The following is a 14,050-nucleotide window of genomic DNA, read 5'->3' on the forward strand; positions in this document are numbered from 1 at the left end:
TTTTTGAAAATAGAAAAGCGGCTATTTGTAGTGCTAAAATGTTTTAGGTCGTATTCCGTACCTGTATTCAGAGAAACTATGGAAGCATTTTAAGAAATGAACAAAATATATTATGTTAATAACCAAAAAACCCGAACATAAGTTCGGGTTTTTAGTGGTGGTGCCTCCAGGTGTGCCAGAAAATTAGCTACCTACATCTAATGTGGTTTTAGATTCCATAAAAGCATTGGAAGCTAAAATTGAAAACATAAATAAGTTGCCAGAACTAAATAAAACGTCCATGTCAAACGCAGCAATTGGAACTGCAACTGCTGATGGAGCTATTTATGTCGCAAAGGCAATTTTCGCACCTAAAACACTACCTGCCACAAAAGGAGATGTTGAAGCTTTGAAGCTTGAGATTCAAAATTTGAAGTTTTTATTAAGAGCTAAGAGTGCTAATTAGGATTAGAAATGGTGTCCATTTTGATTAAGCCTGTATCAAATTGAACTCAATTGTAGTCAAAACTAACAGTTAACCAACTGTAGTCTAATATTTAAATAAGGGGCTTATTATATTCAATTAATAAAAAAAGTAAGGTGTAACACTACTTTTGGTAAGGTCATTCCTTACTTTTTTTATTCCATTATCATAATTCAATTATTATAGATTAATTATTTGTGCCTTATAAATTATTAGTAACACTCAATCTTCCTTTCATTAATTATCTTTATTATTTAGTAAATTGTATTCTCATGGTCACATAATGCCCCAAATAGGGTACAGATGTAACCTGTAGCAACAGTGGTGCAACAGTCAGCAACAGTCAGCAACAGTCAGCAACAGTGATGCAACGGTCATCAACAGTCTACCAACGGTGGAGCAACGGTGTTGCAACAGTCAAATAATTAAAGAAGTAATGTTGTGCCTTACTTTTTTTATACCCAGACCTTACTTTTGGTAAGGTCTTACCTCACTAAAAGTAGTAGAAATAATAGGGCTCTGTATTTAAAATTTTTATATCCATATAAAAACAGCATAATACGGAATACCATAATTAAATGTTTTTCTTTTTTACTATCTTTCAATCCCTAATAAGAATTAATTAATCATAGCAATTTATTATTTTAAACACATCTAATTTTGTGTTTATAAAACATTGAAATAAACTATTTATGGCCAAAAAGTCCACTAAAAAAGAAAAATCAATGGAGGAAACCTTATGGGATTCCGCCAACAAATTAAGAGGTTCAGTAGAGCCTTCAGAATATAAACACGTTGTTTTAGGACTTATCTTCCTAAAGTTTGCCAGCGATAAGTTTGAAACTCGTCGAGAAGAGCTTATTGCCGAAGGACAAGACAAGTTCTTAGAAATGAAGGAATTTTATAACATGAAAAATGTGTTCTTTCTTCCTGAACATTCTCGTTGGTCTTACATCATGCAACAAGCCAAGCAAGATGATATTGCGCTTAAAATTGATACGGCACTTCACACCATAGAAAAAAATAATCCAGCCTTAAAAGGAGCTTTACCAGATAACTACTTTTCAAGATTAGGATTAGATAAAAGCAAGTTGGGCGCTTTGCTTGATACTATCAATAATATTGATACTCAAAAAGATAAAGATCAAGACATTGTTGGACGTGTCTATGAATACTTTTTATCCAAATTCGCAATAGCCGAAGGCAAAGGGAAAGGAGAGTTTTATACGCCTAAAACCATTGTAAACCTAATTGCAGAAATGATAGAACCATACAAAGGTATTATTTACGATCCTGCTTGTGGTTCTGGTGGTATGTTTGTGCAGTCCATGAAGTTTATCGAAGCGCATCATGGTAACACCAAAGAAATTTCTATTTACGGACAAGAATATACCAATACCACATACAAACTGGCTAAAATGAATCTTGCCATTCGTGGTATTTCAGGGAATTTAGGCGAAAAAGCAGCCAATACATTTGCGGACGACCAACATAAAGATTTGAAAGCTGATTATATTATGGCTAATCCACCCTTTAACCAAAAAGATTGGCGAGCGGAAAACGAATTACTGGACGACCCAAGATGGCGTGGTTATGATGTGCCACCAAAAAGCAATGCCAATTATGGATGGATATTAAACATTGTTTCCAAATTATCTGAAAATGGTGTCGCAGGTTTTTTGTTAGCCAATGGCGCACTCTCTGGTGGTGGCGAAGAATACAAAATACGGAAAACACTTATTGAAAATAACTTGGTTGAAGCCATTGTTATTTTACCACGTAGTATGTTTTATACTACTGATATTAGTGTCACCCTTTGGATTCTAAATAAAAATAAAACGCATCATATTAAGACTGTTGGAGATCAAGAACGCGTTTATCGTGATAGAGAAGACGAAGTCTTGTTTATGGACTTACGACAAATCGGTGAGCCTTTCGAGAAAAAATACATTCAGTTTAGCGAACAACATATTCAAGAAGTGGCTTTAACCTATCATAACTGGCAACAATTAGATAATGAGTATGAGAACATTCCAGAATACTGTGCTTCGGTAACCAAAGAAGACATTGCTAAAAAAGATTACTCCTTAGTGCCAAGTAAATACATTGAGTTTGTAAATAGAGATGAAAATATAGATTTCGACACAAAAATGGCAAGCCTTCAAACTGAAATGTCTGAACTATTAAAAGCCGAAACCCAATCTAAAGCCGATTTATTAAACGTTTTTAAAGAATTAGGATTTGAGATCGAGTTATAAAAAATTAGGACAGTTTATTCAGGAGGTAAATATTCGAAATAAGGATTTAGGAGTTGAAAGACTTTTAGGTGTAAGTATTAGAAAAGTGTTGATGCCTTCCATAGCAAATACTATAGGAACTGATATGAAAACCTACAAAATTATTAAGCGTAACCAGTTTGCTTATGGTCCAGTAACGTCCCGAAATGGTGATAAAATTTCAATTGCCTTATTAGAAGATTTTGATGAAGCCATTATATCGCAAGCCTATGTAGTTTTTGAAGTGATTGATGAAACTCAATTATTACCTGAATATGCTATGATGTGGTTTAGAAGACCAGAATTTGATAGATATGCACGTTTTAAATCTTATGGAAGCGCACGAGAAACCTTCGACTGGAATGAACTTTGCGATACCGAACTCCCAATCCCAAGCATGGAAGAACAACGAGAAATTGTTGCCGAATACAATACCATAACCAACCGTATTACCTTAAACGAACAACTCAATCAAAAACTGGAAGAAACAGCTCAAGCTTTATACAAACATTGGTTTGTGGATTTTGAGTTTCCTATTCATTGTCATTCAGAGCGCAGCGAAGAATCTCACATTAACACAGATTATTCTAAAGGCTATAAATCTTCTGGTGGAGAGATGGTTTATAATGAGGAATTGGATGGGGAGATTCCTTTGGGATGGGAGGTTAGAAATTTAAGCGATCTTTCAAAACTAATAACAAAAGGTACTACTCCACGAAAGATGTATTCTAATTTTATAAAAGGGAAAATTCCATATATAAAAGCACAATCAATTGGTTCAAATCATTTTATTAATCCGTTGAAAACTGATTTTATTGATGTTGATGATCACAGGAAAGAATTGAAAAGATCTATAATAATAGAAGATGATTTACTATTTACTATTACAGGCACATTAGGTGAATTTGCTTTAGTTGATAAAGAAATAAAGGAAGCTAATACAAATCAAAATGTAGCCATTATAAGGTTTAAGGAAAAAAGGATTCATCCTCGTTTTATTGTTTTTTTATTAATGGGAAACTGGCATAAAGATTTTTTATTAGAGAATACTCAAGAAGCAGTACAAGCAAATCTGAATTTATCAATGATAGGAAATATGAAAATAATATTACCTCCTAAAAGATATTTAGAAATAATTATAAAACCGATCGATGTAATAATTGAACAAAAATATAATCTACATAAACAGAATAATAGATTATTGTTATTTGAACAATTAATTCTCTCCAGAATGTCAAAAGAGGAAGTATTACTGGAATAAGCTTAAAACAAGATTTATGCATGTAAGTAAAGTATTAATAGAAAATTACAAATGTTTTGAGGGTAGGTTTGATCTTCCATTGTCCAACGATGTAAATATTATAGTTGGAAATAATGAGGCTGGTAAATCAACCATTATAGAGGCGATCCATATATGTTTGTCAGGTTTATTAAACGGTAGGCATTTAAGAAATCACTTGTCTCAATATTTGTTTAATAATATAGTTGAGAAAAATTACCTCGATAGTTTAATGTCCGATGAAAAGATAGCTCCACCAAGGATTACGATTGAGGTATATTTAGAAGATGGTCCTGCCCTTTTTGAAGGGAATAATAATTTGGATAAAGCCAAAGCTTCTGGAATATCACTCAAAATTGAGTTTGATAGTGAATATCAACTTCAATATGAGGAATTATTAAAGTCGGATGAAGAAATAAAAAGTATCCCAATAGAGTATTATAAAATTACATGGAGATCATTTGCAAGAGATGGTCTAACATCCCAAGCTATTCCTTTTAAATCAGCAATTATTGATTCCACAGCAACTCGATTTCAAAATGGCTCTGATATTTATATTTCAAGAATTGTAAGAAATGAATTGGATGAAAAGCAAAAAGTAGAAATTTCTCAAGCCTATAGAAGTCTAAAAGAGCAATTTAAAGAAACTCCTTCTATTTTGGAGATTAATGAAATGATAACTTCTATTGCTGATATTTCAGATAAAGAAGTTAAAATTGGTGTCAATTTAGCAACTAAAGACGCTTGGGAATTTGGTTTAACAACATTTTTAAATGATGTGCCATTTCAAAATGTTGGAAAGGGTGAACAATGTATAGTTAAAACAAATCTTTCATTAGGGAATAAAGCTTCAAAAAACGCAGGTGTTATACTTATTGAGGAGCCTGAAAACCATCTGTCTCATACAAAGCTAAACCAATTTATAAAGGGAATTACAAACAAATCCAAAACAAAACAGGTCATTATTACAACTCATGATAATTTTGTGGCAAATAAATTAGGGTTAAATAATCTGATTTTGTTACATAAACAAAAAGTAATGACTATTGGTGATTTGAAAGAGGAAACACAAGAGTTTTTTCAAAAATTACCAGGTTACCAAACCTTGAGAATGTTACTTGCCGAAAAAGCAGTTTTAGTTGAAGGAGATTCAGATGAATTGATTGTTCAAAAGGCTTATATGAAGTCTAATGATGGAAAACTTCCAATTGAAGATGGCATTGATGTAATTTCGGTAAAACTGACATTCAAACGGTTTTTATATATAGCAGAACAATTAGAATTACCTGTTGCTGTTGTTACAGATAATGATAAAAATTATAAGAGAAACATAAAGAAAAAATACAAGGAATTTAAAGAAGTTTCAAGTATCCAAATTTTTGCAGACAAGAGAACTGAATTGAATACGCTTGAGCCTCAATTTGTAGAGGCTAATAAACATCAATTAAAGAAATTATGTGAGGTTATTGAGCTTGATTTTGAAAAATATAACAGTGAAGAGTTGATTTCAAAAAAAATGCAAAAGATGAAGACTACTTGGGCTTTAAGAGTATTCAATTCAAGTGAGCAATTAGAATTTCCAGATTACATTAATAGACTTATCAAATGGTGTAATGAGTAGGCACAAATTAATCATATCATCAGCAGGTTCTGGTAAAACTACATTTCTGGTAAGAGAGGCGCTTAAATTGAAAGATAAAAAAATTTTAATAACAACATATACAGAAGCGAATGAAAAGGAAATTGAAAGAAAATTTATTGATGAAATAGGATTTATTCCAACTAATGTCACATTACAAACTTGGTTTTCATTCTTAATTAGTCATGGTATTAAACCTTTTCAAGGCTTAATGAATGAGGATTTATTTGAGAAGGATATTAGAGGCATGCTACTTGTTAGTAAAGCATCTGGCATAAAATTTATTTCAGGGAAGGGATTTTCTGTCTCTTTTAAAGAGGAGGATAATTTTGATAAGCATTATTTCAGTAAGGAGAGGCGTATATATTCCGATAAAATCTCGAAGTTCATTGTTAATTTGTCATCTATAGATAAAGGGAGTACATTCAACCGAATTTCAAGAGTTTTTGACCATATAATGATTGATGAAGTTCAAGATCTTGCAGGAAATGATTTAGAAATTATTAAGTTGTTAATGAAGAATTGTTCTGGAGTAACAATGGTAGGTGATCCAAGACAAGTAACATATCTAACTCATATAGAAGCTAAACATAAACCTTACAGAAAAGGTAAGATTGCAGAGTTTTTAAAAGATAAATGTAAAAATTTAATTAAGGATGGAATTGACGAGTTAACCTTGAAGGATTCTCATAGGTGTCCTCCAAGTATTTGTGATTATGCATCAAGACTATATTTAGAATTTGAACCTACTACCTCATGTGGATGTTGCAATATAGTACCCAATATTCATGAAGGTGTTTTTTTAGTGAAACCAGAGCATTTGAATAATTATTTAGAGAAATACAATCCAATTCAGTTAAGATGGGATAAGCGTGCAAAAATAAATTTAGATTATTATGCCATGAATTTTGGAGAATCAAAAGGGGCGACATTCGAAAGAGTATTAATTTATCCTACTGAAGATATGAGTAATTGGATAATTGACAATAAATTAAAATTATCGGATGGGGCTAAAGCTAAATTTTATGTTGGATTAACCAGGGCTAAATTTAGTGTTGCTATAGTTCTTGATTATGATAACTCTATTGATTACAAAGGTTTGATAAAATATCAATTAGAAGAATGAAATTTATTTGAGCAAAATTGCAACAAGTTTTTTTAGGTCTTATTGAGCTATTTGAATGCATTATTGTATTGAGTAAATCTATGTTTTAGGATGACGAAGTGGTTTTATAGGTTTTTTTAAAAATGTCAAGTATTCAGAACAAAAAACTTGACATTTAATATTTATTTGTATCTTTGTTGTAAATGAATATAGCACGTAAAATAGCAAGTCAGATAAAACGCTTTCCGTTTGGTAAAAGCTTTGGGTATAAAGATTTAAACATCACCAAAGACCAATATGTAACGGCAGCAAAAGCCTTGGAGCGTTTACAGAAAAAAGGTGTTATTAAAAAAGTGGCAAATGGCAAGTTTTATAAACCAGAAGAAACCATTTTTGGAGAATTAAGACCCAGCGAGTACGAGCTGTTAAAACCATATCTTTTTGAGGGAAATAAGCGTATAGCATATATTACAGGAGCCTCGTTATACAATGGAATGGGTTTAACAACACAAGTGGCTGCCAGAATTAAGATAGCCAGTAGGGGAAGGCGAATATATGTGCAAGCAGGAAATATTAAAGCAACTCCAGCAAAAAGTTATGTAGAAGTCACTAATGATAATTATATACAATTAGGCTTTTTAGATGCTTTAAAGGATATTAATAGAGTTTCGGATTTAAACCCGAAATCGGGTGTTATTATATTGAGCAACATATTAAAGGAAATGTCAGATAAGACATTGAAAGAAACTATAAAATATGCTATGGCTTATCCACCAAGAGCAAGAGCCTTATTGGGTGCATTACTTGAAAATATGGGGAAGAATGAATCTATAGGAAAGCTTAAAGACAGTTTGAATCCTTTTTCGGAATACAAAGTCGTTATAAGCAAGGAACTTCCAACAGCTAAAAATTGGAATCTAATATGAAACTACACGATGACATAAAAGTTTTTGAAGATGCCGTTAAAATTACGGCACAACAATTAGGCATAGCAGAAATTCATGTAGAAAAAGACTATTGGGTAACACTGGCTTTGCATACTATATTTAATAATCCAGTTGGAGAAGAAACCGTTTTTAAAGGAGGAACAGCCTTGTCAAAATGTTTTGGTTTTATAGAACGTTTTTCTGAAGATATTGATTTAGTGGTATTGCATCATGAAAATGATTCTGGGAATCAATTAAAAAATAGGCTTAAAAAAATAACGAAAGCTGTAGCTACAAAAATAGAAGAAGTAGAGATTGAAGGCATTACTAATAAGTTTGGAATGATTCGAAAAGTAGCTTATAACTACCCAAAAATGTTTGAAGGGAATTTTGGTCAAGTTAGAGATGTTATTGTTGTTGAAGCTACTTGGTTAGGACGATTTGAACCTTATCATAAACAGCACATAAGTTCTTACATCTTTGACATGATGAAGAATAATAAGCAGCTTGAAATAGCTGAAAAGTATGACATGCAACCTTTTGAAGTTCAAGTTTTAGATGTAAAAAGAACCATTTGTGAAAAAATAATGAGTTTGGTTCGTTTTTCTTATGGCGAAGATCCATTTACTGATTTAAGAAATAAAATTCGTCATACGTACGACATTCATCAACTATTAAAACAAGATGATATTAGGAAGTTTTTCAATTCATCTGAATTTGATGACATGTTGCTAACGGTAGGGAAAGATGATGTATTAAGTTTCAAATCTGGAAATGAATGGTTGGAAAATCATCCAAAGGATGCTTTGTTGTTTAATGATGCAGAAACCATTTGGGATAAAGAACTAAAAGAGACTTATAATAACGCTTTTAAAGATTTAGTTTACGGAGAATTACCTGAAGATAGCGAGGTTTTAGAGACATTAAAAAGAGTTAGAAAACGATTGCAAGATGTGGAATGGAATTTAAAAATTAAAGAATGAAATTTACCGAAGCTAAATTAGAGCAAGCAGTTATAGGGCTTTTGGCGAGTGGGCTTTGCTTAAAGAAGTTGGTACAAAATCTGTAAATTTGAGTAAATGACAGAAAAAAATCGAATAGAACGTTTACAAGTGGTCAAATAGGTGGTCAAATCAGTGGTCAAATAAATAAACATATAGAAGATTTAACATATATTGAGCGAGAAGGAGGTACAAGAGGATATTGGAAAGTAAATTTAAAAAGTGATGAGTAAAAAATTCACCGAAGCAAAATTAGAAGAAGCATTTATAGAACTTTTGGGTCAAGAAGATTATACCTATGTGTCTGGTAAAACTATATCGAGAGCGCCTGACGAAGTGGTTATAAAAGCAGATTTGAAAGCCTTTCTACAAGAGCAATATAGAGCTGATAAAATTACAGATACTGAAGTCGGACAAATAGTCCAAGAACTACTATTACTTCCAGCTTCAGATTTATACGAGAGTAACAAGACGTTTATGAAAAAGCTATCTGATGGCTTTGCTTTTAAACGTGAGGATAGAAACCAAAAAGACATTTGGATCTACCTTATTGATTATTCTAAGAAGAACAAAAACATCTACAAGTTTGTCAATCAATTAGAAATTCATGGTACAGAACCACCACATCGTATTCCAGATGGTATTGTCTATGTTAACGGTTTACCATTAGTTGTTTTTGAATTTAAGTCGGCAATTGTCGAAGATGCTACGATTCATGATGCATACAAACAGCTAACTGTTAGATATGAACGTGATATTCCAGAGCTGTTTAAATACAATGCGTTTTGTGTTATTAGTGATGGTGTAAATAATAAAGCAGGTTCGTTTTTTGCGCCTTATGAGTTTTATTATGCATGGCGAAAAATTGAAGGACTGAAAAAGGAAGTAGATGGTATAGATTCTATGTACACTTTAATTCAGGGTATGTTTAACCACAACCGATTTAGAGACCTTGTAAGAAACTTTATTTTTGTGCCTGATTCATCAAAGAAAGATGAAAAAATAGTATGTCGTTATCCACAATATTACGCTGCCAATAAATTATTTAAAAATATCATTAAGCACCAGAAACCAGAAGGTGATGGAAAAGGTGGTACTTATTTTGGAGCAACTGGTTGTGGTAAAAGTTTTACCATGTTGTTCTTAACACGACTTTTAATGAAAAGTGTCGATTTTTCAAGTCCGACTATTGTGTTGATTACAGATAGAACAGATTTGGATGACCAATTGTCCAAACAGTTTACAAATGCCAAAGGCTATATTGGAGATAATAATGTACTTAGTGTTGAAAGTCGTAAAGAATTACGAGAGCTTCTACAAGGACGTGAAAGTGGTGGTGTGTTTTTGACAACCATTCACAAGTTTACGGAGGATACAGAATTACTTACTAATAGAACTAATGTTATTTGTATTTCGGATGAAGCTCACCGAAGTCAGGTGAATCTGGATCAGACCATAAAGATAACCGATGAAGGCGTTAAGAAATCTTACGGTTTTGCAAAATACTTGCATGATTCTTTGCCTAATGCAACCTACGTTGGTTTTACTGGAACGCCTATTGATGCCACTTTAGATGTGTTTGGAAAAGTAGTGGATGCTTATACCATGACAGAATCTGTTATTGATGAAATAACAGTAAGGATCGTTTATGAAGGCCGTGCAGCTAAAGTAGCATTGGAAAGTAAAGAACTTCAAAAAATAGAAGAATACTATAATCAAGTTGCAGAAAGCGGTGCAAATGAGTATCAGATAGAAAAGAGTAAGAAACAATCGGCAAGTATGTATGCGATTCTTGGAGATCCAGACCGATTACAAGCTATTGCTGAAGATTTTGTGAAACATTATGAAAATAGAATCCACGAAGGAGCTACTGTAAAAGGGAAAGCCTTATTTGTTTGCAGTAGTCGTGAGATAGCTTACAATCTATATAAAAATATTATTGCTCTACGTCCAGAATGGGCAGAACTAATGATAGCAGAAGAAGGTGTTGATTTAACTGAAAAAGAAAAGGAAGAAATCAAACCTATGGAGCGCATTAAAATGATCATGACGCGAGATAAGGATGATCAGAAAGAATTATACCACTTATTAGGAACAAAAGACCATCGTAAAGAATTGGATAGGCAGTTTAAGAATGAGAAATCTAACTTTAAAATTGCGATAGTTGTGGACATGTGGCTAACAGGATTCGATGTGCCATTTTTAGATAGTATTTACATAGATAAACCGTTACAACAACATAATTTAATTCAAACCATATCGAGAGTAAATAGGACTTTCAAAGGAAAAAATAAAGGTTTGGTTATAGATTATATTGGTATAAAGAAACAAATGAATTTGGCTTTAGCTCAATATGGTAAAGGAGATAAAGATAATTTTGAAGATGTCAAGCAATCGGTGGTTATAGTAAGAAATCACTTAGATTTATTAGCAAAATTATTTCACAAATTTGATAGTGCTGATTATTTTGGAGGATCTCCATTACAACAATTGCACACATTAAATAAGGCGGCCGAATTTGCCCAACAAACCAAAGAGTTTGAGAATCGATTTATGGGAATGGTAAAGCGATTGAAAGCAGCTTATGATATATGTTCAGGAGGTGAAGAATTAATTCAATTTGAAAAAGACCAGATACATTTTTATTTAGCAGTAAGAAGTATTGTTTTTAAGCTAACAAAAGGAGAGGCCCCAGACACTGCTCAAATGAATGCCAAAGTTAGGGAGATGATAAAAGAAGCTTTAAAAAGCGAAGGTGTAGAAGAAATATTTAAAATAGGAGAGGAAACTCAGACAGAGCAAGATATTTTTGATGAAGCTTATTTGGCAAGAATAGATAAAATTAAGTTGCCAAATACTAAAATTAAACTCCTTCAAATGCTCTTGGCAAAAGCCATTGGTGAAATAAGCAAACGCAATAAAGTAAAAGGCATTGATTTTTCTAAAAAGATGCAGGCTTTAGTGGAGCGTTATAATACCAGAAAAGATGATAGCTTTAGAAGTGAAGTTTATGAGGAAATTGCAGATCAGTTAACAGACCTGATTATGCAAGTTCGTGATGAGTTTTCGGCAGGAGATGAATTGGGTATTTCTTTCGAAGAAAAAGCCTTTTATGATATTTTAAAAGAGCTTTGTGCAAAATATGATTTCTCATATCCAGATAACAGGTTAATAGAGCTTTCTAAAGCCGTAAAAGAGTTAGTCGACTCACAAGCCAGATATCCAGATTGGAGCAAACGAGACGATATAAAAGCCGCTTTAAAAGTAGGTTTAATTCTATTGCTGGATGAGTTTGGTTATCCACCAGTAGAACGTGATGAAGTTTATAAAGATATTTTTGAACAAGCAGAGAATTTTAAGAGGAATAGTAGCAGATAAAGCAATTATTTCAATTGATTTTTTACTTTTCTATTTTGTTTTTCATTCGTGTTTTAATAATTAACTAATAATTTTAAAATGTGAATTATGAAAGCTATGCTTAAAGAAGTATTAAATAAAATAGTAAAAATTGAAGAAGCACAATTAAAACTATTAGATCTTTTGGAAGATAGAACTATTAAGGTTCAAGCGCCGAATGTTAATGAGCTTCTTAATCAAAGTAAAAGTCAAAAGGAACTAAAAAAACTTGCTAAAAAAGAAAAATCTAAAAAAGATGATGAAGAATTTCTTTTATATTTTCTAAATAAAGAGGAGATTAAAAAAAAATTCAATTTGGCAGCAACCCCTAATAGTAATCGTGTATTAGCTTATTTAAAAACTATGGATCCTTCTGTATTTGATGGATTTAAAAGAATTAAATAAGACCTGTTTAATATCCTTTATTTTTAGATAGTCAATAGATTAGGGTTAAACATAAATAAAATCATGATAACTAAAACAATTCAAATTCAAGAAATTACTGTTGATGAATTAGCTGATAAAGTGCCTGATAAACTTTTATTAAAAAAGGAAGATTATTTAGATCAGTTAAGTATTAATGGAATTGATGTTTATTTAACAAGAGAAGAAACGGTTGATTTTTTAAAGATCAACTTTTCAACATTAAATCGGTGGACAAACAAAGGCTATATAAAATCCTGTGGTATTGGGTATCGACGATATTATAACAAAAAGGAAATTATTGATTTATTAAAAAAGAATGAGTTAAAATATAAAAGTTAAAGATATTTTGTAGTTTAATTATTCTAAACTTTTTGCCTTATGACAAGGAATGAATTGTATAATTTAGTTTGGTCTAAACCAGTATCTCAAATTCTTAAGCAGTATCCCATAAAAATTACAACTTTTAAAAAGCTTTGTGAGGATAACGTTATTCCTCTTCCAAAAAATGGATATTGGTCTAAAATAAGGTTTAATAAAGAAGTTGATATAATTCCTTTGCCAAAATCCGACAAAGAGAATATTGACATTTCTTTGTCGGAGAAATTAAAAGGATTGTCAGAATTGAATTTATTAATTAGAGAAATAAAAAATGACAAGTCTTTACCTTTAAAGGTTCCTGAGAATTTCACTAAAACGGATAAGATAATAGTTAGAACAAAGAAGTATTTCAGCGAATCAGCAAAAATTAAATACCCTAAAACCATTGAAGAGCCTAAAGAAGGTGTGTTTTATATCTCTGTTTCAAAATTACTTGAAAGAAGGGCATATTTGTTTGCCGATACCTTGATAAAGTTAGTTCGAGCAAGAGGACATGATGTGGCTGTAGTAACTAATCATAAATACCATAATTATAATGGTACAAAACTGATAATATTTGGTGAGTATTTTAATATTCGGATACGAGAACCAGATAATAGGGTTATGGAAAAACATGATACGTATGATTGGATGCAGGCAAAGTATTATCCATCTGGTAAGCTGACACTTAATTATGATAGACGAATTTATGGTAAAACATGGGGTGATACTGAAACTAAATTCGTAGAAGATAGGCTACCAGATATATTGGCCTTTTTTGAAATTCGAGCAAAAAGAATAAAAAAAGAACGAATAGAGAGAGAAATTTGGCACAAAGAATATGAAAGAAAAAAGAAAATTGAAGAGGAGTTAAAAGCCAAAAGAAATCAGGAATTAAAAGATTTTAAATCGGTGATAAATCATTCAAGTCGTTGGCAGAAAGCTATGGATTTACGTAATTATATTCAAACTGTAGAATCCAATGCTATCAAGAATAATAAACTTACTCAAGAGCTTAAAGACTGGTTAGAATGGATAAATGATAAAGCAGATTGGTATGATCCATTAATTGAAAAAGAGGATGAGTTATTTGAGAATGTGGATAGGGATACTTTGGAGTCTAAAAGTCGATTTTGGTAAAAAAAATACTTCTTTAAGGTTATATTTAAAGTTTAATCTTTT

The 14,050-nt window shown here is 31.8% G+C and carries 11 protein-coding genes; all 11 read left to right on the plus strand.

Annotated features, from left to right (window positions below; all coding sequences use genetic code 11):
- Positions 1-280 precede the first annotated feature (280 nt).
- The 11 genes from IEV77_RS05165 (at position 281) to IEV77_RS05215 (ending at position 14,008) form a co-directional block, all read left to right on the plus strand.
- Positions 281-445 carry a hypothetical protein gene (locus tag IEV77_RS05165; RefSeq protein ID WP_188462480.1) on the plus strand — a complete coding sequence of 55 codons (165 nt, stop codon included), beginning with the start codon at positions 281-283 and terminating at the stop codon, positions 443-445.
- 710 nt (positions 446-1,155) lie between these two features.
- Positions 1,156-2,721 carry a type I restriction-modification system subunit M gene (locus IEV77_RS05170; RefSeq protein WP_188462482.1) on the plus strand — a complete coding sequence of 522 codons (1,566 nt, stop codon included), beginning with the start codon at positions 1,156-1,158 and terminating at the stop codon, positions 2,719-2,721.
- The gene (locus IEV77_RS05175) at positions 2,705-4,000 is read left to right on the plus strand and encodes a restriction endonuclease subunit S (RefSeq protein ID WP_188462484.1); all 1,296 of its coding nucleotides are present in this window, start codon (positions 2,705-2,707) and stop codon (positions 3,998-4,000) included. Before IEV77_RS05170 ends, IEV77_RS05175 begins: the two co-directional genes overlap by 17 nt.
- 16 nt (positions 4,001-4,016) lie before the next feature.
- Positions 4,017-5,639: an ATP-dependent nuclease gene (locus IEV77_RS05180; RefSeq protein ID WP_188462486.1), complete on the plus strand. Its 1,623-nt coding sequence runs from the start codon at positions 4,017-4,019 to the stop codon at positions 5,637-5,639.
- The gene (locus tag IEV77_RS05185; protein ID WP_188462488.1) at positions 5,632-6,783 is read left to right on the plus strand and encodes a UvrD-helicase domain-containing protein; all 1,152 of its coding nucleotides are present in this window, start codon (positions 5,632-5,634) and stop codon (positions 6,781-6,783) included. The genes IEV77_RS05180 and IEV77_RS05185 overlap by 8 nt, the downstream gene beginning before the upstream one ends.
- A gap of 182 nt (positions 6,784-6,965) precedes the next feature.
- On the plus strand, positions 6,966-7,688 hold the full coding sequence (locus IEV77_RS05190; RefSeq protein ID WP_188462490.1) for a DUF6088 family protein: 723 nt from the start codon (positions 6,966-6,968) through the stop codon (positions 7,686-7,688).
- Complete coding sequence (locus IEV77_RS05195; RefSeq protein WP_188462492.1) at positions 7,685-8,671, plus strand: nucleotidyl transferase AbiEii/AbiGii toxin family protein; 987 nt, start codon at positions 7,685-7,687, stop codon at positions 8,669-8,671. Before IEV77_RS05190 ends, IEV77_RS05195 begins: the two co-directional genes overlap by 4 nt.
- 243 nt (positions 8,672-8,914) lie before the next feature.
- The gene (locus tag IEV77_RS05200; RefSeq protein WP_188462493.1) at positions 8,915-12,067 is read left to right on the plus strand and encodes a type I restriction endonuclease subunit R; all 3,153 of its coding nucleotides are present in this window, start codon (positions 8,915-8,917) and stop codon (positions 12,065-12,067) included.
- Positions 12,068-12,154: 87 nt separating this feature from the next.
- Complete coding sequence (locus IEV77_RS05205) at positions 12,155-12,490, plus strand: hypothetical protein (protein WP_188462495.1); 336 nt, start codon at positions 12,155-12,157, stop codon at positions 12,488-12,490.
- A gap of 63 nt (positions 12,491-12,553) precedes the next feature.
- Entirely contained in the window at positions 12,554-12,850 is a 297-nt protein-coding gene (locus IEV77_RS05210) for a helix-turn-helix domain-containing protein (protein WP_188462498.1), read from the plus strand.
- 39 nt (positions 12,851-12,889) lie between these two features.
- A complete protein-coding gene (locus IEV77_RS05215) occupies positions 12,890-14,008 on the plus strand; it encodes a hypothetical protein (protein WP_188462500.1) in 1,119 nt (372 codons plus the stop codon).
- Positions 14,009-14,050: the final 42 nt, after the last annotated feature.

Source organism: Xanthomarina arctica (genome assembly GCF_014638915.1).
Lineage (GTDB): Bacteria > Bacteroidota > Bacteroidia > Flavobacteriales > Flavobacteriaceae > Xanthomarina > Xanthomarina arctica.

What these genes read in the sequence shown, in the direction of transcription:
- IEV77_RS05165 (WP_188462480.1), top strand. Translation starts at nt 281, where the DNA reads ATGTCAAACGCAGCAATTGGAACTGCAACTGCTGATGGAGCTATTTAT.
- IEV77_RS05170 (WP_188462482.1), top strand. Translation starts at nt 1,156, where the DNA reads ATGGCCAAAAAGTCCACTAAAAAAGAAAAATCAATGGAGGAAACCTTA.
- IEV77_RS05180 (WP_188462486.1), top strand. Translation starts at nt 4,017, where the DNA reads ATGCATGTAAGTAAAGTATTAATAGAAAATTACAAATGTTTTGAGGGT.
- IEV77_RS05185 (WP_188462488.1), top strand. Translation starts at nt 5,632, where the DNA reads ATGAGTAGGCACAAATTAATCATATCATCAGCAGGTTCTGGTAAAACT.
- IEV77_RS05190 (WP_188462490.1), top strand. Translation starts at nt 6,966, where the DNA reads ATGAATATAGCACGTAAAATAGCAAGTCAGATAAAACGCTTTCCGTTT.
- IEV77_RS05195 (WP_188462492.1), top strand. Translation starts at nt 7,685, where the DNA reads ATGAAACTACACGATGACATAAAAGTTTTTGAAGATGCCGTTAAAATT.
- IEV77_RS05200 (WP_188462493.1), top strand. Translation starts at nt 8,915, where the DNA reads ATGAGTAAAAAATTCACCGAAGCAAAATTAGAAGAAGCATTTATAGAA.
- IEV77_RS05205 (WP_188462495.1), top strand. Translation starts at nt 12,155, where the DNA reads ATGAAAGCTATGCTTAAAGAAGTATTAAATAAAATAGTAAAAATTGAA.
- IEV77_RS05210 (WP_188462498.1), top strand. Translation starts at nt 12,554, where the DNA reads ATGATAACTAAAACAATTCAAATTCAAGAAATTACTGTTGATGAATTA.
- IEV77_RS05215 (WP_188462500.1), top strand. Translation starts at nt 12,890, where the DNA reads ATGACAAGGAATGAATTGTATAATTTAGTTTGGTCTAAACCAGTATCT.